This window comes from Salinispirillum marinum (genome assembly GCF_042650105.1).
GTDB classification, from domain to species: domain Bacteria; phylum Pseudomonadota; class Gammaproteobacteria; order Pseudomonadales; family Natronospirillaceae; genus Salinispirillum; species Salinispirillum marinum.
Window position 1 is genome coordinate 936,950 of the sequence record NZ_JBHSAL010000001.1, and the last position, 23,171, is coordinate 960,120.

At 54.4% G+C, this 23,171-nt stretch carries 23 protein-coding genes; 16 read left to right on the forward strand and 7 right to left on the reverse strand.

The window, feature by feature from the left end:
• Positions 1-15 precede the first annotated feature (15 nt).
• Positions 16-1,248, reverse strand: a complete 1,233-nt coding sequence (locus ACFOSD_RS04395) for a LysR family transcriptional regulator (RefSeq protein WP_380693130.1) — start codon at positions 1,246-1,248, stop codon at positions 16-18.
• A gap of 70 nt (positions 1,249-1,318) precedes the next feature.
• On the opposite strand from ACFOSD_RS04395, the gene ACFOSD_RS04400 reads away from it, so the two are divergent.
• The 13 genes from ACFOSD_RS04400 to ACFOSD_RS04460 all read left to right on the forward strand — a co-directional run bounded on the left by ACFOSD_RS04400 (position 1,319) and on the right by ACFOSD_RS04460 (position 15,825).
• The gene (locus ACFOSD_RS04400; RefSeq protein WP_380693128.1) at positions 1,319-2,452 is read left to right on the forward strand and encodes a TRAP transporter substrate-binding protein; all 1,134 of its coding nucleotides are present in this window, start codon (positions 1,319-1,321) and stop codon (positions 2,450-2,452) included.
• A gap of 107 nt (positions 2,453-2,559) precedes the next feature.
• Positions 2,560-3,096, forward strand: a complete 537-nt coding sequence (locus tag ACFOSD_RS04405) for a TRAP transporter small permease (protein WP_380693126.1) — start codon at positions 2,560-2,562, stop codon at positions 3,094-3,096.
• Positions 3,093-4,379 carry a TRAP transporter large permease gene (locus tag ACFOSD_RS04410; RefSeq protein ID WP_380693124.1) on the forward strand — a complete coding sequence of 429 codons (1,287 nt, stop codon included), beginning with the start codon at positions 3,093-3,095 and terminating at the stop codon, positions 4,377-4,379. The genes ACFOSD_RS04405 and ACFOSD_RS04410 overlap by 4 nt, the downstream gene beginning before the upstream one ends.
• A gap of 29 nt (positions 4,380-4,408) precedes the next feature.
• Positions 4,409-5,080: a 4-carboxy-4-hydroxy-2-oxoadipate aldolase/oxaloacetate decarboxylase gene (locus tag ACFOSD_RS04415; RefSeq protein WP_380693122.1), complete on the forward strand. Its 672-nt coding sequence runs from the start codon at positions 4,409-4,411 to the stop codon at positions 5,078-5,080.
• Positions 5,073-6,128, forward strand: coding sequence for a 4-oxalomesaconate tautomerase (locus ACFOSD_RS04420; RefSeq protein ID WP_380693120.1), 1,056 nt, complete (start codon positions 5,073-5,075; stop codon positions 6,126-6,128). The genes ACFOSD_RS04415 and ACFOSD_RS04420 overlap by 8 nt, the downstream gene beginning before the upstream one ends.
• 22 nt (positions 6,129-6,150) lie before the next feature.
• Entirely contained in the window at positions 6,151-7,056 is a 906-nt protein-coding gene (locus ACFOSD_RS04425) for an NAD(P)-dependent oxidoreductase (protein ID WP_380693118.1), read from the forward strand.
• A complete protein-coding gene (locus ACFOSD_RS04430) occupies positions 7,053-8,003 on the forward strand; it encodes a Gfo/Idh/MocA family oxidoreductase (protein WP_380693115.1) in 951 nt (316 codons plus the stop codon). The genes ACFOSD_RS04425 and ACFOSD_RS04430 overlap by 4 nt, the downstream gene beginning before the upstream one ends.
• Before the next feature lie 395 nt (positions 8,004-8,398).
• Positions 8,399-9,448 carry a TRAP transporter substrate-binding protein gene (locus ACFOSD_RS04435; protein ID WP_380693113.1) on the forward strand — a complete coding sequence of 350 codons (1,050 nt, stop codon included), beginning with the start codon at positions 8,399-8,401 and terminating at the stop codon, positions 9,446-9,448.
• Entirely contained in the window at positions 9,448-10,059 is a 612-nt protein-coding gene (locus ACFOSD_RS04440; protein ID WP_380693111.1) for a TRAP transporter small permease subunit, read from the forward strand. The genes ACFOSD_RS04435 and ACFOSD_RS04440 overlap by 1 nt, the downstream gene beginning before the upstream one ends.
• Positions 10,049-11,398, forward strand: coding sequence for a TRAP transporter large permease (locus tag ACFOSD_RS04445; RefSeq protein WP_380693109.1), 1,350 nt, complete (start codon positions 10,049-10,051; stop codon positions 11,396-11,398). Before ACFOSD_RS04440 ends, ACFOSD_RS04445 begins: the two co-directional genes overlap by 11 nt.
• Before the next feature lie 17 nt (positions 11,399-11,415).
• The gene (locus tag ACFOSD_RS04450) at positions 11,416-12,189 is read left to right on the forward strand and encodes a 3-hydroxybutyrate dehydrogenase (protein ID WP_380693107.1); all 774 of its coding nucleotides are present in this window, start codon (positions 11,416-11,418) and stop codon (positions 12,187-12,189) included.
• A gap of 132 nt (positions 12,190-12,321) precedes the next feature.
• Positions 12,322-14,271 (forward strand): acetoacetate--CoA ligase, encoded by a 1,950-nt coding sequence (locus ACFOSD_RS04455; protein ID WP_380693103.1) that lies wholly within the window; start codon positions 12,322-12,324, stop codon positions 14,269-14,271.
• 372 nt (positions 14,272-14,643) lie between these two features.
• Positions 14,644-15,825, forward strand: coding sequence for a thiolase family protein (locus ACFOSD_RS04460; protein ID WP_380693101.1), 1,182 nt, complete (start codon positions 14,644-14,646; stop codon positions 15,823-15,825).
• 43 nt (positions 15,826-15,868) lie between these two features.
• Here the strand turns inward: ACFOSD_RS04460 and ACFOSD_RS04465 are convergent, their stop codons facing one another.
• Positions 15,869-16,753: a LysR substrate-binding domain-containing protein gene (locus ACFOSD_RS04465; protein WP_380693099.1), complete on the reverse strand. Its 885-nt coding sequence runs from the start codon at positions 16,751-16,753 to the stop codon at positions 15,869-15,871.
• A gap of 146 nt (positions 16,754-16,899) precedes the next feature.
• On the opposite strand from ACFOSD_RS04465, the gene ACFOSD_RS04470 reads away from it, so the two are divergent.
• Positions 16,900-17,703 (forward strand): DUF1338 domain-containing protein, encoded by an 804-nt coding sequence (locus tag ACFOSD_RS04470; protein WP_380693097.1) that lies wholly within the window; start codon positions 16,900-16,902, stop codon positions 17,701-17,703.
• 232 nt (positions 17,704-17,935) lie between these two features.
• On the opposite strand, the gene ACFOSD_RS04475 is transcribed toward ACFOSD_RS04470, so the two are convergent.
• Positions 17,936-18,856 (reverse strand): glutaminase, encoded by a 921-nt coding sequence (locus ACFOSD_RS04475; protein ID WP_380693095.1) that lies wholly within the window; start codon positions 18,854-18,856, stop codon positions 17,936-17,938.
• Positions 18,857-19,016: 160 nt separating this feature from the next.
• Between ACFOSD_RS04475 and argS the strand changes: the two genes are divergently transcribed.
• Complete coding sequence (gene argS, locus ACFOSD_RS04480; RefSeq protein ID WP_380693093.1) at positions 19,017-20,756, forward strand: arginine--tRNA ligase; 1,740 nt, start codon at positions 19,017-19,019, stop codon at positions 20,754-20,756.
• Between the two features lie 130 nt (positions 20,757-20,886).
• Here argS and ACFOSD_RS04485 read toward each other — a convergent pair whose 3' ends face one another.
• Entirely contained in the window at positions 20,887-21,513 is a 627-nt protein-coding gene (locus ACFOSD_RS04485) for a YdeI/OmpD-associated family protein (protein ID WP_380693091.1), read from the reverse strand.
• A 66-nt stretch (positions 21,514-21,579) separates the two neighbouring features.
• Between ACFOSD_RS04485 and ACFOSD_RS04490 the strand changes: the two genes are divergently transcribed.
• Complete coding sequence (locus tag ACFOSD_RS04490) at positions 21,580-21,780, forward strand: YjfB family protein (protein ID WP_380693089.1); 201 nt, start codon at positions 21,580-21,582, stop codon at positions 21,778-21,780.
• A 28-nt stretch (positions 21,781-21,808) separates the two neighbouring features.
• Here ACFOSD_RS04490 and ACFOSD_RS04495 read toward each other — a convergent pair whose 3' ends face one another.
• From ACFOSD_RS04495 to ACFOSD_RS04505, 3 genes are all read right to left on the reverse strand, one after another.
• A complete protein-coding gene (locus ACFOSD_RS04495) occupies positions 21,809-22,261 on the reverse strand; it encodes a DUF3291 domain-containing protein (RefSeq protein WP_380693087.1) in 453 nt (150 codons plus the stop codon).
• A gap of 63 nt (positions 22,262-22,324) precedes the next feature.
• Positions 22,325-22,759, reverse strand: coding sequence for a DUF3429 domain-containing protein (locus ACFOSD_RS04500; protein WP_380693085.1), 435 nt, complete (start codon positions 22,757-22,759; stop codon positions 22,325-22,327).
• Positions 22,756-23,127 (reverse strand): thiol-disulfide oxidoreductase DCC family protein, encoded by a 372-nt coding sequence (locus tag ACFOSD_RS04505; protein WP_380693083.1) that lies wholly within the window; start codon positions 23,125-23,127, stop codon positions 22,756-22,758. Before ACFOSD_RS04505 ends, ACFOSD_RS04500 begins: the two co-directional genes overlap by 4 nt.
• Positions 23,128-23,171: the final 44 nt, after the last annotated feature.

Genomic DNA, 23,171 nt, shown 5'->3' on the forward strand with positions numbered 1-23,171 from the left:
ACAAAAGTTTATAACTCAGAGCGTTTGGCCGACCCGATCACTCAACGATTTGATGATGGACACAAACAAACGTTGCGTGGGTGTGGGGTGCCAACCGGCCCGCAATGTTAGGCCGATAGGCCGGCGCATGATGGGAATGTCGGTGTGTAAAACTCGCAGAATGCCCTCTTCTTGTTCATGCTGGACTTGATGGCTGGAAATAAAGGTTAAACGGTCACTGCCGGTCAGTAATTCCCGAATCACCACCTGCGAGCTGCATTCCACCAAACCTTGCAGCACCGTGGCATCATGCTCGGTAAAGACCTGGTCAAAGTAACGCCGGGCGGGCGTTCCGCTACGCGGCACCACCCAACGGTAGCCGCTAAGATCGGCTCGAGTCAGGCCCGTATGCTGCGCCAATGGGTGATCGTGCCGTGCCACAACGGACAATTCCGTGTCAAACAGCGCCTCCTGCACCATATCTGTGGTGGGTGCCGGGTCGCGCAGAGCACCAATCAAAAAGTCCACTTCGCCAAACAGCAAACGCTGTAACAGGTCGTCATACGGCCCCTCCACCACACTGACACTCACATCCGGTCGCAAGGCACTGATCCGGTTGATGGCGGATGGCAAGATGTACGTCCGCGCCAGAGGCATGGAGCCCACCACCAAGGTGGTGGAATCCGAACCGGAGAAACTGCTCAGTTCGTCATACCCCTGACTGATTTCTTTTAACGCCAAACGCACTTGGCGCGCCAAACGCAACGCCGCCCGTGTTAGGTTAACGCCGATACTGGTCTTCTCGAATAAAATGATGTTCAACACGGCTTCGAGGTCGTGTGCAGCCTTATAAACCGCCGGTTGAGATATACCGATGGCGCGGGCGGCACTGGAAAAGTTTGGCGCATGTTGAACCGCCAACAACGCCCGCAAATGCGCGTTGGTGAGCCCCTGCGCCGGATCCACACTGGTGCGCAAACCAGGGTCTTTGCGCTCGCCTTGACGCAACGCTTCGCGTACGCCGAGCTGCAGCAACAATAGACAACGAGCCACCCGCTGATCGAACAACTTACCTTCCTCGGTCAAAAACAACCCGTTATGTTTGCGCTGAAATAATGCGCAACCTAATGACGCCTCCAACTTGGCCAAGGCTTGAGTTAACGCCGATTGCGATAAAAAAACCCGCTCGGCGGCGGCACTGACACTGTGCGTGTGTACCACCTCACGAAAGGCACGCAAGTGGCGTAGATTGGGCATACGGTTTTTCATTTGGCACGTTACCTATTGATCATTTTTTAACATCTATAACACAAATTAATACCTTATCAAGAAAATCTAAATGGTGCATCACCGGGTGCTTATGGATACTTCAGCCCGTACCTATCCACAATCGGCGGTATCCAGCCGTTTGGACCTGTTTACACATAACAACAACGAGGACACCATTATGATGAGTGTATTGAAAAAAGTAAGCGCTATAACCTTGGCTGCTAGCCTAACTGCAGGCGTCGCGAGCGCCCAAGAAGTCACCCTACGCTTAGGTCACCTGTGGCCTGCCGTATCCGGTAACCACCTGCAATTGATGCAAGTGTGGGCCGATAAAGTGGAAGCGGATTCCAATGGTCGTATTGCCGTGGAAGTCTATCCCGGTGGTACCTTGGTACCTCCAACAGAGCAATACAGCGCGGTCAGTAACCGCATAATGGACATCACCGCAACGGTTCAGGGCTACTCTGCTAACCGTTTCCCGCTGACACAAATCGTTGAATTACCCGGGGTATCGGACAGCGGAAAACAGGGCGCCTGTATTCTGCAAAGCCTGTATGACGAAGGTCATTTGGATCGTGAATACACCGACACCAAACCCCTGTTCATGTTTACGCATGGCCCCGGTATGTTCCACGTTCGTGGTAAAGACATCCGTACCCCAGAAGATCTTCGCGGCATGCGCATCCGTCGTCCAACCACGGTGGTCGGTAACATTCTTGAGCAATTAGGCGCGCAACCTGTCGGTATGCCAGCACCTGAAAGCTACACCGCAATGCAACGTGGCGTGATCGATGGCGTGGCTCTGCCTTGGGAAGGCACCATTGCGTTCCGTTTGGCGGAATTGGTGGAATCACACACCAGCATTGGTGGCATGTATACCTTGGCGTTTATCGTGACCATGAACCAAGACGTTTATGACCGTCTTTCACCCGCCAACAAAGCCGTTATCGATGCCAACTCGGGCATGGATTGGGCAATCACCGGTGGTGAAGTGTTCGACCGTTTGGATGAAGCCGGCATTGCCGACGCGCAAGCGAAAGGCCGCACCATCATTGAAATCGAAGGGGGTGTAGACAACCCTGCGTGGGCACCCGCCATCAACGCCGCACGTGAGCAATACCTGAACGACCTGGAAGGCCGTAACCTGCCAGCTCGTGAGGTATATCAGCGCGCTTTAGAATTGCGCAACAGCTGCGCCGCCTAAGCGGCCAACGGTGACCCTCTATGGGTCACCGCTCCGATATTAACCCCAGCGCTGAGTCGGCCACTGGCTTGGAGCTTTTCTGGGGACACCTCTTTTCGGGAGATTACATGATGAGTTTCATTCATCGCATCGCGGATATCGTGCGCACAGCAGCCTTTGTGCTGAGCCAGATTGGCGGGGTGATTTTAATCCTGTCGATGTTGGCAGTGTTGTTTGATGTCATCACCCGCACCGTGTTCGGGATGACCGATGGTGCGGTCGATTTTACGTTTCGCGGCAGTTACGAAATTGTCCGCTACGGCTTATTACTGAGTATGGCGTATGCCCTGCCTTATGCGTTGAAAGATGGCCAAGTCATCGTCGATTTATTCACCGACAAGATGTCAGATGCCAATAAAAACCGCATGGCGGCTTTTTATGTGTTCTTTTTCGGGGTATTCGGATTCATCTTGTCGCGCGGTTTATTGAGTTCGATTGAACATGTGCAGATGACCGGTGAAACCTCCCAAGATTTCGGCATTTCCATGGCCTATTACTACGGCGCAACCTTAATCGGTACGTTGATGTTAGGGGTACGCGGCATCACCGTGGCATGGGAATACCTGACCGCTCAAACCTATCAAGAATCAGGTGATCATCTATGAGCTCACAATTAATTGGCTTTTTATGTGTGGGCGGCATGTTGGGCTTGATCGCCTTGCGGATGCCGATTGCCATGGCCATGGCCGTGACCGGTTTCACCGGCTTTGGTTTGATCGTGGCTTTTGACCCGGCCATGTCTATTCTGGAATCGAGTGCTCTGAATACGCTGTCTAATTACAGCTTCAGCCCCATTCCGATGTTCATTCTTATGGGCGTGCTGGCGTCAAAAGCCCGCATGTCGGCCGAACTGTTCGACGGCGCACGGACCTTGTTTGGCTCCTGGCGCGGCGGTATGGCTTTGGCGGCCATTATGTCGTCCGGCGTATTTTCCGCCATTTCCGGTTCGTCGTTAGCCACGGCGGCCAGTATGTCGAAAGTGGCGTTACCCGAAATGAAGAAGCAAGGTTATGCCGACTCGCTGGCGACCGGCACCATTGCCGCTGGCGGCACCTTGGGCATTATGATCCCGCCATCCATCGCCTTGCTGTTATACGCCCTGCTGACCGAGCAGTCGGTCGGTGACATGTTCATTGCCGGTATTATCCCGGGCTTACTGGGCATGGTGCTGTACATGGCGGCGGTTGCCGCCGTGGTGAAATTGCGTCCCGACCTGGCCACGCCGGGTGTGGCCACCACGTTCGTAGAGAAAATTGTTGGTTTGAAAGGCTTGGTGCCATTTGGTCTGATCTTCGCGCTGATCATTGGCGGCATTTACGGTGGTATTTTCACGCCCACGGAAGCTGCCTCGGTCGGCGCCTTTGGTGCGCTGATCATCGCAGTGGTACGCGGCTTGCGCTGGCGCGGCTTTGTTGACGCCGTGCGTGAAACGCTGGTCGTATCGGCAATGATCTTCTTTATGGTCATGGGTGCCGAAATTTTCGGGTATTTCCTGTCCGTTTCGCGGGTGTCGTTCGCCTTGGTGGAATTTGTCAACGCGTTGGACTTGACGCCTTTCATGATCCTGATGGCCATCCTGCTGCTGTACATCTTGCTCGGTATGGTCATGGACAGCATCGCCATGTTGCTGTTAACCGTGCCCGTGGTGTTCCCGCTGGCTATGCAGGCCGGGTTTGACCCCATATGGTTCGGCATCCTGACCGTGATCACGGTAGAGCTCGGGTTGATTACCCCGCCGATTGGCATGAACGTGTTCGTGATTAAATCTGTGGCCCCGAATGTGAAGATCACCGACATCTTTAAAGGGGTCATTCCCTTTGTTGTATCTGACGTGGTGCGCTTGGCATTGCTGATCGCGTTCCCCGTGCTTGCTCTGGCGTTGCTTTAAAACACCCTCGGTCTTTTAGGAGAATAATAATGAACGTGGTTGTACAACATATTGAACGAGCAGACTCTACCGTGATTGATCTCCTCGCTAAATGCGGCGTCGCAACGGTACACGAAGCCCAAGGTCGTAAAGGTTTGTTGGCCGATTATATGCGTCCCATCTTCAGTGGTGCGTCGGTGGCGGCATCGGCCGTAACCATTTCAGCGGCGCCCTGCGATAACTGGATGGTGCACGTAGCGATTGAACAACTGCAACCGGGCGATATTCTGGTGCTGGCGCCGACGTCGCCCTCGAATGCCGGGTATTTTGGTGATTTACTGGCCACCTCGGCGCAGGCACGCGGCTGCCGTGGGTTGATCATTGACGCCGGGGTGCGCGATATCCGCGACCTGACCGCCATGAACTTCCCGGTATGGTCAAAAGCGATTTTTGCGCAAGGCACCGTTAAAGAAACGCTGGGCTCGGTGAACGTGCCGGTGGTGTGTGCCGGTGCGCACATTAACCCCGGTGACGTCATCGTCGCTGATGACGATGGTGTCTGCGTAGTACGCCGCGAAGAAGCCGCTGAGGTGGCCGACAAGGCCGAGCAGCGTATGGCCTTGGAAGAGCAAAAGCGCCAACGTTTGGCCGCCGGCGAATTGGGGTTAGACATCTACGACATGCGCGGTCGCTTGGCCGAGCGGGGACTGAAGTATGTCTAGCTCAGCGCCTTGTATGTGGATGCGTGGCGGTACATCTAAGGGCGCGTTTTTTCTAGCCAATGATTTACCCAAAGATACCGCGCAACGCGATGCTTTTTTATTGCGTGTGATGGGTTCACCCGATGAACGGCAGATTGACGGCATGGGCGGTGCCGATCCACTGACGTCGAAGGTCGCTGTGGTCAAACCCTCCCAGCAGCCCGGTGCCGATGTAGACTATTTGTTTCTGCAGGTCTATGTCGATCAAGCCTTGGTCAGTGATGCGCAGAATTGCGGCAATATGTTGGCAGGGGTGGCACCCTTTGCCATTGAGCGCGGTCTAGTGGCCGCTACGGGCGATGAAACCGAGGTGGCCATCTACATGGAAAATACCCAACAAATTGCCATTGCTACGGTACAGACGCCCAATGGCGTTGTGGCCTATGAAGGCAGTGCTGAAATTGATGGTGTACCTGGCACGGCCGCGCCCGTATTGTTGGAGTTCCAAGACGTCGCAGGTTCCAGCTGCGGGGCTCTGTTGCCCACCGGCAACCCGCGTGACTTGATCGATGGCACCTGGGTAACTTGCATCGACAACGGTATGCCGACGGTCCTGTTGCGGGCCAGCGACTTCGGCATTACCGGCCAAGAAAGCCGCGAAGACCTGGATGCTAACACCACATTGAAAGCCCGCTTGGAAGCCATTCGCTTGCAAGTCGGTTACTTGATGAATCTGGACGACGTGACGGATAAAACGGTGCCGAAAATGTCCTTGGTCAGTCCGGCAAAACACGGCGGTGCGCTATCCACGCGTACCTTTATTCCGCATCGATGCCACGCGTCCATTGGCGTATTGGGAGCCGTATCAGTCGCCACCGCCTGCGCCATTCCGGACAGCATCGCTGCGGAACTGACCACGGTAGACGATGCACGTCGGCTGATCATTGATGTAGAACACCCGATCGGTAAAACGACCGTGGTACTGAACCGGGACGATGCAGGCAACATTAAAGGCGCGGGCATTTTGCGTACCGCACGCAAACTGTTCGATGGTGTTGTATTCGGATAATGGCAACGATGGGGGCAACCGCATGGAACATGATAGCGCACTCAACCTAACCTTTATCGGTTTCGGCGAAGCCGCACAGGCGTTTGTCAGCCGTATGACGCGCAGCGGCGTCACCATTCACACCTATGACGTGAAGGTTGCCGGGGCATCCGCGTCGACGGTACGGGCCGCCGCACAAGTGGCACAGGTGGTCTGCCATGACCACTTAACGGAGGCGGTGCAGAGCGCCGATGTGGTGTGGTCATTGGTGACGGCGGATCAAGCGTTCGCGGCTGCCACCGCCGTGGCCGAGCAAATAAAGCCCGGCGCGCTGTTTTTGGATGGCAATTCCTGCGCCCCACACACCAAGCAAGCCGCGGCGCATATTATTACACAAGCGGGTGGACGCTATGTTGACGTGGCGGTGATGTCACCGGTACTGCCCTTACGCAACCGCACGCCGTTATTGCTGAGTGGTCCGCATGCTGACGAGACACAAGCACTGCTCACCGAACTGGGCATGAATGCCACGGTGGAGCCCGGTCCGGTCGGCACCGCATCGTCGATCAAAATGGTGCGCAGCATCATGGTCAAGGGGATGGAAGCCTTGTTTGCGGAATGCACGCTGGCCGGTCGGCTGGCGGGTGTGGACCAACAAGTCTTCGCCTCACTGGATGCCTCAAACCCCGGATTTAACTGGGCTGAACGCGCGGCCTATAACTTGGAACGCATGACCTTACACGGTGAGCGTCGTGCTGCCGAGATGGAAGAAGTGTGTGCTTTCCTCAGCCATCTGGGGCTGCCAGAACGCATGTCCGAAACCACCGTCCGTTGGCAACGCCGGTTGGCGCAGTCGGGCGTGCAAGCCAGTGCCGACGATTACCAAGCGCCTGCCGATGCGCTGCTCAAACATTTCAACCTACCAAACGATCAGGAGAAAACATCATGAAACTATGTGTCGCCGGTGCCGCCGGTGCGTTTGGCATGAAACATTTGGATGCTTTAGCCAATATTGAAGACGTCGAGATTCATTCCGTGGTGGGCCACGATGCCGAAAAGATTGCTGCGTTCGCGCAAGAACGGGGCATCGCCAATGCCTACGCGGACTTGGACGAAGCGCTCAAAGACCCCACGCTGGATGCTGTTATTCTTGCTACGCCCACCCAGTTACATGCCAGCCAGGCCATGGCCTGCCTCCGGGCGGGTAAACATGTGATGGTGGAAATCCCCATGGCGGATAACATCGAAGACTCCCATGCGTTGGTCCGCGTGCAGCAGGAAACCGGCCTGGTGGCCATGGCCGGACACACCCGCCGCTTCAACCCCAGCCACCAATGGATTCACAACAAAATCCAGGCCGGAGAATTGAAGATCCAACAGATGGATGTGCAAACCTATTTCTTCCGCCGCACCAACACCAACGCCAAAGGGGAGCCGCGTAGCTGGACCGACCATTTGCTGTGGCACCATGCCTGCCATACGGTCGACCTGTTCCAATACCAAACGGGTGAACAAGCCAGCCAATTACAGGCATTGCAGGGGCCAAAACACCCGGATTTGGGCATCGCCATGGATATGAGCATCGGTATGAAAGTGCCATCCGGCGCGATCTGTACGCTGTCTCTGTCGTTCAACAATGAGGGGCCCTTCGGTACGTTCTTCCGTTACATCTGTGACAATGGTACCTACATTGCGCGCTACGATGACTTGGTGGACGGCCATGAAAACCCCGTCGACCTGAGCGGCGTCGCGGTGTCTAACAACGGCATTGAACTGCAAGACCGCGAGTTTATCAGTGCCATTCGTGAAGGCCGTGAACCCAACGCCAGCGTGGGACAAGCCCTGAGCGCGATGGAAAGTTTGCATAAATTGGAGCAGTTGCTCGACGACAAATAAGGTTTTTATTTTCTAGCCGTTGTGGTGTTTCGCCGGTCATCTGTGCAGGATAGACCGGCTTTTTTATCGCTCACAGAGAAGTCTTCCGGATTTTCGGACAGCGTCCAAGTTTTCGGATGGCTACCACTGCCCTATTCCATCTTTTGTCTCCATTTCTTCCGGAATTTCGGACAGATTAGACAATAGACAACTCGTTAAATACGGCTATTTTTGCACTGCCGTGAGCTAATTCCTTGTTTTATATAGCTTTTTATAAAGATGGCACCGTTCTTGATATAGCCTTCGCAGTGGTTCGCCATGCTGCCAACAACATAATTATTTGCAGCAGGCCATAACCCTCCGAAGTCGATACAGACTAACAAGTACAACAACAATGACGAAATGAGGACAACACCATGAAGATCAAGCCTATAGCGCTTGCGGTAGCGGCCACCCTAACGGCTGCTTCCATGACATTCAGCACCGCGTCCGCCAATGGCCCCGCTCGCATTGACGTCGCCAGCGTATTTGGCACCAACATGTTCTTGGGCCAAGGTGCCAGCCACTTTGCCAAAGAACTGAGCACCGTTACCGGTGGCGCTGTGACTGCTCGGGTATATGAGCCAGGCGATTTGGTTCCACCCTTTGAAGTCTTTAACGCCGTGTCGACCGGTGCGGTCGACGCCGGTTGGGACTGGATTGGCTACTGGGCCGGCACCGTACCCTTGGTGAACATGTATGGCGCGCTGCCATTCGGGCCTTCTGCCGAAGTGTTTGCGTCGTGGATGTGGTCGGGCGACGGCACCAAATACCTGCAAGAAGCCTATGACCCTTACAACGTACAGGTACTGCCTTGCTTTATTTCACCGCAAGAAACCGGCGGTTTCTACAACAAGGAAATCAACAGCGTCGCTGACTTTGAAGGTCTTCGGATGCGTATTTCCGGATTGGGTGCTCGCGTGCTGAACAAGTTTGGTGCATCTACCCAGTTGATTCCTGGCGGCGAAATTTATTTAGCACTGGAACGTGGACGTATCGATTCGGCCGAGTTCTCAGTACCTAACGTTGATGAATCAACCGGTCTGCATGAAATCACCGATTACTACTACTTCCCCGGTTGGCACCAATCGGCCAGTTGGTTCTCGTTGATCATCAACAAAGACGTGTGGAACCAGTACAGCGATGCGCAAAAAGCACAGTACGAAACCGCCTGTCGTTCAACGTTGCAATGGTCATTGGCGGAAGCCGTACCGATGCAGATTGACGCATTGAACCGTATGCAAGCCGAAACGGACATTGAAGTACGCCGTTTCCCGGATGATGTACAAGTAGCCTTGCGTGGCGCTTGGGAAGAAGTGTTGGAAGAAGAATTCGCCAACACCCCAGGTTTCCGTGAAGCCTACGAATCATTGATGGCACACGAAGAAATGTTCAATCAATGGTATGAATTGCAGGAGCTGAAATAATGACAGCCGCCGTTCTCGTCAGAGTAGCGGCGGCACTTGACCTCGTGGCCCGGCCCATCATTTTGGCTGGGCTTTGGGTCGGTCGGCTCACCAGTTGGCTGGTGTTGCCGATCATCGCCGTTGTACTGCTCACCGTTGTGATGAATGCCATGGGGCTCAATGAGCTTGGCCGCTGGCAAGAGCCTATTTTCATGTTGGGGCGTGCCCTAACCATCAACAGCGTTATTGATATGCAGTGGCACCTCTATGGTCTGCTTATGCTGTTCGGTGCCACTTACGCCTTACACACCAACAGCCATGTTCGTGTGGACTTCATTTATGAGCGCTTTTCGCCGCGCACACGCTTGGTCGTCGAGCTGATCGGTCATTTGCTGTTGTTGATTCCTTTTTGCTGGATCGTGTCCGAAATGAATTGGCCGCAGGTGAGAATGTCGTTTGTGTCGGGCGAACAGTCCAACTACGGCGGTTTAACCCACCGTTTTCTGATCAAGGGCGCGTTACCTGTGGCCCTCGGTTTTCTCGCGCTCAACGCGTTCGCTCGCTGTCTTTCCACCGTGGCGGCCTTGTTAGACCCCACGCGTCTGGAAAAGGAGAAATACTATGTTCGGTGAATATCTCTTACCGTTCTTGATGGTTGTGGTGTTGATTCTCGGTATTTTTACCGGCTACCCGGTGGCGTTCTTGCTCGGTGGTATCGGCATTCTTTTTGCCATCATTGGCGATATTCCCATGCCGTTTATCGGCATTGTGGGTTCACGTATTTTTGGCGGTGTCATTGAGAACTGGCTGTACATTGCCATTCCCTTGTTTGTGTTTATGGGGTTGATGTTGGAGAAATCCGGCGTTGCCCGTCGTTTATTGCTCACCTTGCAACGCCTGTTTGGGCGCATACACGGGGGTCTGGCCATTTCTGTTGCGCTGCTGGGCATCGTCATGGCCGCCAGCACCGGCATCGTGGGGGCTTCCGTGGTGATGCTCGGACTGTTGGGCATGCCCATCATGCTCAAGCAAGGCTATAAGCCGGAAATGGCCACAGGCATTGTAGCGGCGTCGGGGACACTGGGAATTCTCATTCCACCGTCCATTATGTTGGTGTTGATGGGTTCGATCTTGAACGTATCGGTCGGTGCGCTGTTCAAAGCCGCCTTGGTTCCTGGCTTGATGCTGGGCGTGTTGTACATCGGCTATTTACTACTGGTGGGTAAATTCAAACCCGAATGGATGCCCCTGCCCGATCCGGATTCTTTAGACCACGACCCCACCCCGCTGCCGATCGCTTTACTGCGCGATTTAGTCGGTCCGGTAATACTGATTGTGGCCGTTCTGGGTTCCATCATGATGGGCATTGCAACACCTACGGAAGCGGCCGCCATTGGCGCTGCCGGTGCCATGGTGCTGGCGTTCATCGGTGGTAACTTCAATTATAAAAACCTGCGCGATGTGACCTACGACACCTCGAAATCCACCGCGATGATTTTGTTCATTGTGGTCGGCGCGGCCTGTTTCAGCGCTATTTTCAAGCGCTTAGGTGGCGACTACATGATTCTGGAACTGGTCGACAGCACTGGTCTTGGCCCTTACGGGTTGTTGATTTTAATGATGGTGATGATCTTCCTGCTGGGGTTCTTCCTGGAATGGATCGAGATCAGCTACGTCATTCTGCCGTTGATGCTACCGGTCATCACGATGATGGATTTTGGCATGGGCTTGTCGCAAGAGGCATTCCTCGTCTGGTTCGCCATTTTGGTCGCCATCAATCTACAAACCAGTTTCCTAACGCCACCCTTTGGTTATGCCCTGTTCTATCTGAAAGGCATCACGGACGGTGAAATTGGCATTACGACCATTTACCGTTCGGTCATTCCATTTGTGTTGTTGCAACTGTCAGCCTTGATCTTGTGCATGGCGTTCCCGGCCATTGTGCTGTGGCTGCCCGGCATGAACCCCTAATAAGAAGGAAACTCAACATGAAGGGTAAAAGCGTTTTAATTACGGGTGCGGCCAGCGGTATTGGCTTTGAAATTGCCCAAGCGTTTTTAGAAGACGGTGCCCGCGTGGCGATCTTGGATCGTAATGAAGAAACCTTGCAACATGCCTTGGGTATCTTGGGCGGTGCAGGCCCCGATCGTATGGGCGTGGCCTGTGATGTCACCGATGAGGCCGGTTTTTTACAGGCCATCGACCAGGTGATTGCGCATTTTGATGGCATTGATGTATTGATCAATAACGCGGGCATGCAACACGTGGCCGCCCTAGAGGAGTTTCCCAGCGAGGTTTATCGCACGCTGCTCGACATCATGTTGACCGCTCCGTTCTTGGCGATAAAGAAGGTCTTTCCAACCATGAAACGTCAGGGTAGCGGGCGCATCATCAACATGGCATCGATCAACGGACTGGTCGGGTTTGCGGGCAAGGCGGGGTACAACTCGGCCAAACACGGTGTCATTGGCCTGACCAAAGTGGCCGCATTGGAAGGGGCTGCCCATGGCATCACCGTGAATGCGCTTTGCCCCGGTTATGTCGATACACCTTTGGTGCGCGGTCAGTTGGAAGACTTGGCCAAAACCCGCAATGTGCCGTTGGAACGGGTCTTGGAAGAAGTGATATATCCGTTGGTGCCGCAACGCCGTTTGTTGGATACCCGTGAAATTGCCGACTACTGCCTGTTTCTGGCCAGTGGCCGAGCGCGCGGTGTAACCGGGCAAGCGGTGGTGATGGATGGCGGCTACACGGCACAGTAGAACGTCACCCAGCGCGTACACTATGTGCACAATAAAGCTTACAGCCTGCGTGGGCTTTGCGTCATCGGTGATGCCACCGGTGACGCTTTTTTAAGTTACTCTATTCCCATAAATACAAATAGGAGAGCGTTGATGACCGCGCCACTCTGGACGCCGACTGCCCAACAGATTGCCGCGACCCGGCTTTATGAATTCATGCAAGCGATGAACCGTCAACACGGTTTAGACCTGCACACCTACGACGACCTGTACCAATGGTCAGTCGATCAACACGAATCCTTCTGGAACGGCTTTTGGGATTACTCCGGTATCATCGCCAGCCAGAAAGGCGGTGTGGTGCTGGCCGATGGCCACTTGATGCCTGGGGCGCGCTGGTTTCCTGAAGCACGCTTAAATTTCGCGGAAAACTTGCTGCGTTACCGCGACGACCGCCCGGCGCTGACGTTCCGCGATGAAGCGAGCAACCGCGCGCAATTAACCTATGCCGAGCTGTACCGTAAGGTCGCTCAAGTCGCCAGCGCATTACGCCAACTCGGTGTCACCGTAGGCGATCGTGTCTCCGGCTTTATGCCCAACCGCATCGACACCGTCGTTGCCATGCTCGCCACCACATCCATCGGCGCGGTGTGGAGTTCCTGCTCCCCGGACTTCGGCATTCAAGGCGTGGTCGACCGTTTTGGGCAAGTAGAGCCCAAGGTATTGTTCACCTGCGACGGCTATCACTACAACGGCAAACAAATAGACAGCTTAGCGCGGGTGCGCGAAATTGCCGACAAGATAACGTCCATTCAAGCCATCGTGGTTGTACCTTATGTGGCAGCAACCCCCGACCTCGCAGGCTTGCCAAAAGCCGTGTTACTGAACGATTTTATCGACCCCACCGCTACTGAACTTGAATTCACTCAAGTACCCTTCGACCATCCGTTGTACATCATGTACTCATCCGGCACTACCGGCGTGCCCAAGTGCATCGTGCACAGCGTCGGCGGCACGCTGATTCAACACCTCAAGGAGCACATACTGCACTGCGATTTGCGCCGTGAAGACACACTGTTTTTCTACACCACCTGCGGTTGGATGATGTGGAACTGGCTGGTCAGTGGTTTGGCTGTGGGTGCAAACGTAGTGCTGTACGATGGTTCGCCCATGGCACCGAAGCTCGATAGCCTCTGGTCGATCGCAGAAGAAGAAGGCATCAGCGTCTTCGGCACCAGTGCGAAGTACATCGCGGCGCTGGAAAAAGGCGGCGCGAAACCACGTGAATCGCATCATTTACCGAAGCTGCGCGCGGTACTGTCCACCGGTTCACCGCTGGCTCCGGAGAGTTTTGATTACGTCTACCGTGACATCAAAGCCGATGTTCTCTTGGCGTCCATTTCCGGCGGTACGGATATTGTGTCCTGTTTTGCCTTGGGGTCGCCAATGCTTCCGGTTTATTCCGGTGAGCTGCAATGCCGGGGTTTAGGCATGGCGGTACAGATTTTTAACGACAATGGCCAAGCTGTGGTCGGCGAAAAAGGGGAGCTGGTGTGTGTAAAACCCTTTCCAAGCATGCCGATCTATTTCTGGGATGACGCGGACCAAAGTAAATACCGAGGTGCCTATTTCGAGAATTTTCCGAACATTTGGGCACACGGCGACTACGGTGAGATCACCGAGCACGGCGGGGTGATTATTCACGGTCGTTCGGATGCGGTATTAAACCCCGGTGGAGTGCGTATCGGTACCGCGGAGATTTATCGGCAAGTCGAAAAAGTTGAAGAAGTGCAGGAAAGTTTGTGCATTGGGCAGCCGTGGGATGACGATGTGCGGGTTGTGCTCTTTGTGCGTCTGAAAGACGGGTACACTCTGGACGACGCATTGATCAATACGATAAAAACAACCATTCGTGCGAATACAACACCGCGCCATGTGCCGGCGAAGGTGATTCAGGTGGCCGACATTCCACGGACTATTTCGGGAAAAATTGTCGAGTTAGCCGTACGCAAAATGGTCATGGGCGAACCCGTAAAAAACAAAGACGCCCTAGCCAACCCCCAAGCCCTGGAGTTGTTTCGGGATCTGCCGGAGTTGGCGAGCTGATATATCTATCCATGGTCTGAGGTGTGGCATGGGTGGTATCTTGGGGACGCCGTGAAAGCATCCCTGCTGGCTCGATGCCGCCATCCTTGGCGGCACACGCCCCGCGATACCACCCATGCCACACCTCAAGCTGATAGATCATCAACCAGCTATCAAACCGCCCAATTGAACAGCGCGCCTGCTTTCTCAAACAGCTTTTTACAAGTTTTAGAGTATTGATTACTAAGATGGGCGTGGGGGTATGCCTTTAAAGGGGTGTTTGCGGACAGGACGTCCGCAACAAGCCTCCAGGGACGGATTTACGGCGTCCCCGTAAAGGCATACCCCCACGACCATCGTTGTCACATCGAACCATTTTAATGAGGTAAGACAATGAACAACGACGATATCGTCATCGTATCCGCGCAGCGGACACCCACGGGTGCCATGGGCGGTGTATTAGGCAATGTGAAATCCACCGAGCTGGGTGCCACCGCGATTCGTGCCGCTGTTGAACGCGCTGGCATCAAAGGCGAGCAAGTGAATGAAGTCATCATGGGCTGCGTTTTACCGGCGGGTCTCGGCCAAGCCCCCGCCCGCCAAGCCGCGCGCGCTGCGGAGCTGCCTGACAGCGCCGCCTGTATGACCATGAACAAAGTGTGTGGCTCCGGCATGAAAGCCGTCATGCTCGCGCATGATCTTATCAAAGCGGGCAGCGCCGATGTCGTGGTCGCTGGCGGCATGGAAAACATGAGCATGGCCCCATACTTGTTGCCCAATGGCCGGTTCGGAATGCGCCTTGGTCACAGCCAGGTTATGGACCACATGATGCTCGACGGTTTGGAAGACGCCTACGGCAGCGGCGCCATGGGCTGCATTGCCCAAAAAACCTCTGACGACTACGCCCTGACCCGGGAAGCCATGGATGCATTCGCCATTGGCTCCATCACCAAAGCCAAAGCGGCCGTAGAAAGCGGAGCGTTTAAGAATGAAATTACGCCCGTCACCATTAAAGACCGAAAAGGTGAAACCGTGGTCGATACCGACGAACCGCCGTTCCGCGCCAACATCGACAAACTGCCCGCGTTGCGCCCCGCGTTCACCAAAGACGGCACCATCACGGCGGCCAATTCCAGCTCGATTTCTGATGGAGCATCGGCCCTAGTAGTGATGCGTGCCGGCGACGCCGAGGCGCAGGGCCTAAAGCCTATCGCTCGCATCGTTGCCCATGCCACCAACGCCCGTTTGCCCGATGAATTCACCATCGCGCCCATCGGTTCGATCGAAAAAGTATTGACGAAAGCGGGCTGGAGCAAAGACGACGTAGATTTGTATGAGATCAACGAAGCCTTTGCCATGGTCACCATGTTGGCGATTCAAGAGCTGGAACTGGACCCCAGCAAAGTGAACGTACACGGCGGTGCTTGTGCACTGGGCCACCCTATCGGTTCCAGCGGTGCGCGGATCTTGGTTACGCTGCTGCATGCCCTGAAAACACACGGCAAGAAAAAAGGCGTTGCCTCGCTGTGTATTGGCGGCGGCGAAGCCACGGCCATTGCGGTAGAAGCACTGTAAGCTATTTGTGAAGAACAAGGATGTTCTGCCTGACTCGCAGTGCTTAATCGCCTTGATAACATGACGCAAGTTGTTGCAACACCCAATCCCGAAACGCCACCACCGGCTCTTGGTCGGCTTTATCGGCGGGGTACGACAACAGATATTCATGCGGGGTATCCATCGCCGGGCCAAAGGGTGCCACTAAACGGCCTTCCTGTAAGGCCTGCGCCGCCAACACCGTGGGCACAATGGCCGCCCCCATGCCATGCGTAGCCGCTTCCAACAGCATGTGAAAATGTTCGAACGTTGGCCCGGCAATGCGAGCGCCATCAATGCTATGCCGCGCCAACCAATCGGCCCATGCATTGCTACGGGTAGACAGATGCAGCAACGGCAAATCAAGCAATTGTGCTTCGCCAGCCATCAAATTCGGTGCACATACCGCTATCACTTGTTCCCGAAATAAATGGTGCGACTGCGCGCGTGGCCAGTGATCACCGCCGTAATGCACAATGACATCCACCCGCTCCGGGTCAATCGCCTCTATATCATCCAAGGCCAGCAAGGTGACATGATATTGCGGATAGGCTTTCTGAAACCCGGCTAAATGGGGCATCAGCCAGTACGATGCCAATGTGGGCAGTACCGAAAGTGTTAACGTCGTTTGCTCGTCTTCCCGCTGCAAGAGGCGCAAGCTGGTGCTTTCCATATGGTCCAACAGAGGAACCACCTCTTTGTAGTAAGCCGCCCCGGCTTGCGTCAGCATCAAGCGTTTGTTCAACCGGATGAACAGCTCGCGGCCCAAAAACTGTTCCAACTTGCCGACCTGCCGACTCACGGCACTCTGCGTTAGATGCAGCTCCTGCGCTGCACGGGTGAAACTGAGATGTCGTGCAGCAGTTTCAAAACAGGTCAGCGCGGTGGATGAAGGAATGTAGCGACGCATGGCAAGCTATCTCGTTGGTGAACACTCAGTTGACCGCCATTTTCGCATGCTTTATACGCATAACAACATGCTTTTTTACCCTTTGTCATGCGATTAGATCATGACTAAAGTAACCGCATATTGGCTCATCTATGGAGAAACCCGACATGCAGGTTAACGAATTTTTCGCACGGCTGTGGGATGCTTACACCGAGGTCACCCCCCAAGCTAAGCGCATTCAAGCACTGTTTACCGCCCGTGGTGAGGCAGTCATCAATGATCACGTGGCTTTTCGTACATTCGCGCAATCGCCCATTGCGCTGGAAAAACTGGAACCACAACTTACCGCATTAGGTTATGAAGCCTATGGTGCGTTTCGTTTCGAAAACAAGCACCTGCGTGCGCGGTGCTATAAGCACGTATCCGAGGCTGACGCGCCAAAGATATTTCTGTCGGAATTACTGATCGATGAATTACCGGCCAACTGCCAAGCCATTCTGCACGGCCTGAACAAGCAAATCCCCGCCGATGCCGTCAAAGGGCCAGAAATATTCTGGCAAAAACACCTGTGGGATATCCCCAGCGAAGCGGATTATTTGACGCTGGTTGAGCACAGTGAATACGCCGCATGGCTCAGCACCATGGGCATGCAGGCCAACCACTTCACCGTCAGCATCAACCACCTAGAACACTACCCAACCATTGAGGCAGTGAATCAGTTGTTGTTAGATGAAGGCTATGCACTCAATCAAGTCGGTGGTTTGGTGAAAGGCTCTCCGGCATTGTTCTTAGAGCAGTCTTCCACCATGGCTGACAAAATCGAATTCACCTTTGCTGACGGCGCAACGCGCACCATTCCGAGCTGCTTCTATGAATTCGCCCGCCGCCATGAGATGCCAAATGGCACCCTGTTCGACAGCTTTATTGAAGGCAATGCGGATAAGATTTTCGATTCCACGAATACGATGTAAAAAAGCTCGTGGAGGGCAGAGATTGCGTTTCTGCCCTAATGGGAGCATCTAAAAACCTCAGAGGCGAAAAGCTGGCTAGGCAAAAATGTCCGAGAAAGCGCAGTTTACTGTACGTAAATATTCGCTGCGCTCACCCTCCGGGCCGACCCATGGTCGTTCTGGCAAGCCAGTGAGCATTTTGAGGCTATTTTTAACAACGCCAGCTTGAGAAAAGGGGGTTTTGAGATGTTCCCTAATGCCCAAACACCGACCAGCCTGTCTCCTGCACCAACATTTCTAACGCACGGGTACCCAACAAACTGTTGCCGATGCGGTCCAACCCCGGTGACCAAACCGCTATAGATGCTTTACCGGGCGCGATAGCCAAAATGCCACCGCCCACACCACTTTTACCCGGCAAGCCAACACGATAGGCGAATTCACCTGAGCCGTCGTAATGCCCGCACATCATCATCAAAGAATTGATCCGCCGGGCGCGCTGGGCCGATACCACCCGAGAATCCGTAGCCTGATTTACTCCGTCCGACACCAAAAACAGCCCCGACTGCGCCAATTGCACACAGCTCATGGCCAGCGCACATTGGTGGAAATACGTGCCTATTACTTTGTCCACATCGTGCTTTAAACGACCAAAGGCTTTCATAAAATGGGCTAATGAAGCATTGCGGTGTTTGTGTTCCAGCTCTGATGCTGCCACTTCATGATCGAAGCAAATGCTCGCATCATTTGCCAAATAGCGCACAAAGTTCAACATTTCCGCCAAGACTTCCTTAGGCTCGTGCCCCATCATAATGGCGTCTACCACCGCGATGGCCCCGGCATTTATAAATGGGTTACGCGGCTTGCCAGATTCATGCTCCAACTGCACGATGGAATTGAACGGATCTCCCGATGGCTCCCGTCCCACATACTGCCATAACGCGTCGCCCCGCTTACCCAGTGCCAAGGTCAGTGCAAACACCTTAGAAATACTCTGAATGGAAAAGGGCTCGTTGGCATCCCCAGCGGTAAACACCTGTCCGTCGGGCAAGGCGACGGCCATGCCAAAACGCGCCGCACTGACATGCGCTAATTGGGGAATGTAATCCGCCACATGACCACGCTCGGTCACACGTGCCATCTCAGCGGCAATGTTATTGAGTAGGGTTTGCATGATAGGTTTATGATCGCTGGTTATTGTTATTCGGCGCAGTGTAACCTGCTTGGAACCGACATTCATCTGCCCTAGGGTTTGTAATTATCAGCGTGTCGCCGCGCCTGATGGATGATGGTAGAATCCCGCCCCATTAAGAATCCTATCTGCGGAAGCATCCATGAATATCAGAGACCTCCTGACCGAACGTGCCAGACAGGCCATGACCCGCGTTGGCATTCCGGCCGACACCAACCCCGCCGTCACGCAAAGTACTCGCCCGGAGTTTGGTGACTACCAGATCAACGGCGCAATGGGTGCAGCTAAAGCTCTGAAGAAAAACCCGCGTGAAGTGGCGCAACAGATCATTGATGCGCTCGACCTGAGCGACCTGGCAGCCAGCACGGAAATCGCTGGCCCCGGTTTTATCAACGTTAAGCTGAAGCCGGAATGGCTGGCTGAGCAACTGACCTTGGCCGCTGCCGACACACGCTTGGGCGTATCCCTGAACACCGCCCCCAACACCGTGGTAGTGGATTATTCCGCCCCCAACTTGGCGAAAGAAATGCATGTGGGCCACTTGCGTTCCACCATCATCGGTGATGCGGTCGCGCGTTCGTTAGAATTCTGGGGCGACAAAGTCATTCGCCACAACCACATTGGCGACTGGGGCACGCAGTTCGGTATGCTGATTGCGCACTTGGAAGATCAACTGGCGGAAGGCGTTGACCTTGAAGGCGTGGCCTTGGCCGATTTGGAAGACTTCTATCGCGCGGCGAAAAAGCACTTCGATGACGACGAAGCCTTTGCCGACAAGTCGCGCAACTACGTTGTACGCCTGCAAAGTGGTGATGCCCATGTTTTGAAACTGTGGCAATTGTTTATTAATGCCTCGGTGAAACACAGCGAAGAAGTGTACGAGAAGCTGAATGTCAGTTTGACCCGCGCTGATTTACGCGGCGAAAGCGCCTACAACGACATGCTGCCCGGCATTGTGCAACGCTTGCAAGAGAAAGGCCTAGCGGAAGAAAGTGATGGTGCGCAGGTGGTGTTTTTGCAGGAACTGGCCGACAAAGACGACAATCCATCCGTGTTTATCGTGCAAAAGCGCGGCGGTGGGTTCTTGTATTCCACCACGGACTTGGCCGCTTGCGAATACCGCAGCGTTACCTTGGGTGCCGACCGCATCATCATCTTCACCGATGCCCGCCAAGGCCTGCACTTCAAGCAAGTGGAACTGGTGGCGCGCAAAGCCGGTTTCCTGCGTGACGACAGCACCTATGAGCATTGCCCGTTCGGCACCATGATGGGCAGTGACGGCAAGCCGTTCAAAACCCGTACCGGTGGCACGGTGAAATTGGCCGAATTGCTGGATGAAGCGGTGACCCGGGCGCGTAACGTCATCGCCGAGAAAACCAGTGACCTGAGCGCAGACGAGATCGACGAAGTGGCCCGCAAGGTAGGCATTGGCGCGGTAAAATTTGCCGACCTATCGAAGCACCGCACCAGCGACTACGTATTCAATTGGGACGCCATGCTGAGCTTTGAAGGCGCGACTGCGCCCTACCTGCAATACGCTTATACACGCATTCGCAGTATTCTGCGCCGCGCGGAACTAACGGACGCGTTCAACGCACCCATCGTCATCAACGAAGACGCCGAGAAGCAACTGGCCTTGGCGGTACTGCGTTTTGAAGAAGCCTTACAGTTGGTAATGCGCGAAGCCACACCGCATGTGCTGTGTGGCTACCTGTACGATTTGGCGAGTCGCTTCATGACCTTCTACGAAGCCTGCCCAATGCTGAAAGACGGTATTGCACCTGAAGTACGTGATAGCCGTTTGATGCAGTCCGTCGTGGTGGCTCGCTTGCTGAAGCAAGGGCTGGAGTTGCTGGGTATTGAAGTGATGGAGCGGATGTAAAACATCCGTTTCGAACATGCCCACTGATGAGCGCTTGATGAGGGCGTAGGGGTATGCCTCAAGGCGCGACTTTCGGCCTGCCGTGGAGCGCCGGAGGCATACCCTGAAAGCCCTCCCGGTACAGGTTCATCTAGTATTCGTTAAACCCCTTCCCATCGAAAATCTTATCGCGGCATTTTTCAACCCGCGCCTCCCGGGTTTTGGCTTGCTTGGCGCTGCTGATATGCAGGATATAACTGCGCTGGCGGCCGGGTGTTAACGCGAAGAATGCCTCTTTGAGGCCTTCGTCTTGATCCATCGCTTGGCGCAACTCGATAGGAATGTCGTAGTCTTCATGTTTTTTGAATTCCACACGCAGACCTGCTTTTTCAACCTCGATCGCTTCCAAGATATAGGCTTTTAGAATCGGGGCCAGCTCCGTGACCCGCTCGGTATTGGTGAAACGAATCACCCGGCCCGATTGGGTATTTTCTCCGGGTGCGACCAACAAACCATGCTCGTCTTTCAGCAACGCGCCCTTCATAAAACTCAACACAAAGTTGGAATTGAAGGCTCCGATCATCACCACATTCTGGCCGTCCAGCGTGTAGCAGGGCGCGCCCCACTTGCGGTCTTCCATCAACGGCGTATCCAATACGACATCGCGCAATAGCGTAAGCCCGTCGCGCCACGTGTTGACCTTGCATTCCGGCGTACCGACTTTGTCGCAGCGGCCACAGCCGTCGGCTAAATACTCATCTACGGCAGGATTTTTCATGGTATTTCCTCAAGTCGCCTTGTAGGCCGCCGATACACTATTTTCATTCATCCGAACGGAGGTCTTATGGACGTCAGTTCAATCGGTTCAGTAGCCGCCTACGCCAGCAGTAAAGCCATGTCTGATGCCCAAGAAGGCGCAGCGTTGAAAACCTTTAAAATGGCCGTCGACCAGCAAGCGGGCATGGTGCAACAACTTATTCAAAGCGCAAATCCAAGCGCTGCCCCCATCGGGAATGTGGGCCAAAATATCGACATTCGCGTTTAATTCAACATACCGCCCTAGCTGTTCTGTATTAGACACCCTGCTTTGGCGGTTCAAACGCCTGTTTAAAGGTGAACGCTTCGGCACTTGGCCCTTTGGCGTTCAATAATTCCAGCTTCTGCGCCGCTTCTTCCAGTGTCGGCTGATGCCCTTCCGGCACCCACCACAGCACCATATGTGCTGTGGGCATGGTATGAAACCACTCTTTCTTGCGGCGCAGAATGTCCGTGTGGGCGCTGCGATACACATAGTTGTGCAGCGCTTCGTGGCTTTCCCATACCGACATATTCACGATGTAGTCCGGCCCGAAAAAATCAATCTCGGTCGCATTACCGTCTTCGGTTTGCAAGCGCCAAACAAATCCGGGAGAACCTTCGGCCAAGGCATTGATGCGATCAAGATTAGCAACGAAGTCTGCCAAGGTAGGCGAGTCCATGGGCGCAACAAGGTGGGCAATGTTCAATTGGGCGAGTTGGTAAACCACGGCGGCACTCCTTTCAGTTCACATACGCCACCGAGCATACACTGTCAGGAACACGGTGCGAAGTCAGAGCGCTTGCAAGCCAATCATCCAACCATGGCAAGCCACCACCACTAGGGTCAAATGCCAGCGCAGCGTGCGATAGTAGGGCGCATAATGACGCTCAAACCCCAGTAATATTTCCGCACCGCGCAGCCCAAGAAATAACATTAACTGCACCCACAAAAATAGACCAGGGGCAATCGCAAGGGTCAGAAACCCGAGCACGGGCGGCGTAACAGACAACCAGGCCAACGCCTGATGTGCACTATCCGATTCGCGCGCGGGCCAGAGCACACCGGCCATAAAACCCAAAATCACCACACTGTAAAAATCGAATAACGTGCTGTACGGCAACGCGGTATAGACAACACCCACCGTTTGCAGCATGGGTAAGGCGATAAACGGAATCAAACCCGCATAGCCAAGCAGGCGCAATATTCCCGACCTATCAGGCTTCATGATACTTTCTCCACCGCGCAATAGCCTTTGCGAATGGCGCGGCGTTGCGCCCACGTATCATAAGACCAAGCGGCCACCGGCTTGATCCATCGCCAACTCAAAATGGCCGTTAACCAGCCAAACCCAGCCACTCGCCAATAAAACAAAGTGCCGTCCAGCCCGATATGAAAACGCTCCCCGTCCCAGACATGAATGCGCTGCAACATCGCCAAGGGCTCAACGCCATGCGCCCCCGTGAAATTCGGCGCACTGATGTCGACGAGGATCATTTTGTTGCGGAAGCGGGGTGCCAAGTGATGGATCTCGGCCCGACACAAACCGCAACGTTTGTCGTAATACAGTTCAGGTAATAGAGGTTGGCTAGGCACTGGTGCTTCCTGAAAATATGACCTGCATCGAGTACGCACAAGCC

What these genes read in the sequence shown, in the direction of transcription:
- ACFOSD_RS04395 (WP_380693130.1), bottom strand. Translation starts at nt 1,248, where the DNA reads ATGAAAAACCGTATGCCCAATCTACGCCACTTGCGTGCCTTTCGTGAG.
- ACFOSD_RS04400 (WP_380693128.1), top strand. Translation starts at nt 1,319, where the DNA reads ATGGTGCATCACCGGGTGCTTATGGATACTTCAGCCCGTACCTATCCA.
- ACFOSD_RS04405 (WP_380693126.1), top strand. Translation starts at nt 2,560, where the DNA reads ATGATGAGTTTCATTCATCGCATCGCGGATATCGTGCGCACAGCAGCC.
- ACFOSD_RS04410 (WP_380693124.1), top strand. Translation starts at nt 3,093, where the DNA reads ATGAGCTCACAATTAATTGGCTTTTTATGTGTGGGCGGCATGTTGGGC.
- ACFOSD_RS04415 (WP_380693122.1), top strand. Translation starts at nt 4,409, where the DNA reads ATGAACGTGGTTGTACAACATATTGAACGAGCAGACTCTACCGTGATT.
- ACFOSD_RS04420 (WP_380693120.1), top strand. Translation starts at nt 5,073, where the DNA reads ATGTCTAGCTCAGCGCCTTGTATGTGGATGCGTGGCGGTACATCTAAG.
- ACFOSD_RS04425 (WP_380693118.1), top strand. Translation starts at nt 6,151, where the DNA reads ATGGAACATGATAGCGCACTCAACCTAACCTTTATCGGTTTCGGCGAA.
- ACFOSD_RS04430 (WP_380693115.1), top strand. Translation starts at nt 7,053, where the DNA reads ATGAAACTATGTGTCGCCGGTGCCGCCGGTGCGTTTGGCATGAAACAT.
- ACFOSD_RS04435 (WP_380693113.1), top strand. Translation starts at nt 8,399, where the DNA reads ATGAAGATCAAGCCTATAGCGCTTGCGGTAGCGGCCACCCTAACGGCT.
- ACFOSD_RS04440 (WP_380693111.1), top strand. Translation starts at nt 9,448, where the DNA reads ATGACAGCCGCCGTTCTCGTCAGAGTAGCGGCGGCACTTGACCTCGTG.
- ACFOSD_RS04445 (WP_380693109.1), top strand. Translation starts at nt 10,049, where the DNA reads ATGTTCGGTGAATATCTCTTACCGTTCTTGATGGTTGTGGTGTTGATT.
- ACFOSD_RS04450 (WP_380693107.1), top strand. Translation starts at nt 11,416, where the DNA reads ATGAAGGGTAAAAGCGTTTTAATTACGGGTGCGGCCAGCGGTATTGGC.
- ACFOSD_RS04455 (WP_380693103.1), top strand. Translation starts at nt 12,322, where the DNA reads ATGACCGCGCCACTCTGGACGCCGACTGCCCAACAGATTGCCGCGACC.
- ACFOSD_RS04460 (WP_380693101.1), top strand. Translation starts at nt 14,644, where the DNA reads ATGAACAACGACGATATCGTCATCGTATCCGCGCAGCGGACACCCACG.
- ACFOSD_RS04465 (WP_380693099.1), bottom strand. Translation starts at nt 16,753, where the DNA reads ATGCGTCGCTACATTCCTTCATCCACCGCGCTGACCTGTTTTGAAACT.
- ACFOSD_RS04470 (WP_380693097.1), top strand. Translation starts at nt 16,900, where the DNA reads ATGCAGGTTAACGAATTTTTCGCACGGCTGTGGGATGCTTACACCGAG.
- ACFOSD_RS04475 (WP_380693095.1), bottom strand. Translation starts at nt 18,856, where the DNA reads ATGCAAACCCTACTCAATAACATTGCCGCTGAGATGGCACGTGTGACC.
- argS (WP_380693093.1), top strand. Translation starts at nt 19,017, where the DNA reads ATGAATATCAGAGACCTCCTGACCGAACGTGCCAGACAGGCCATGACC.
- ACFOSD_RS04485 (WP_380693091.1), bottom strand. Translation starts at nt 21,513, where the DNA reads ATGAAAAATCCTGCCGTAGATGAGTATTTAGCCGACGGCTGTGGCCGC.
- ACFOSD_RS04490 (WP_380693089.1), top strand. Translation starts at nt 21,580, where the DNA reads ATGGACGTCAGTTCAATCGGTTCAGTAGCCGCCTACGCCAGCAGTAAA.
- ACFOSD_RS04500 (WP_380693085.1), bottom strand. Translation starts at nt 22,759, where the DNA reads ATGAAGCCTGATAGGTCGGGAATATTGCGCCTGCTTGGCTATGCGGGT.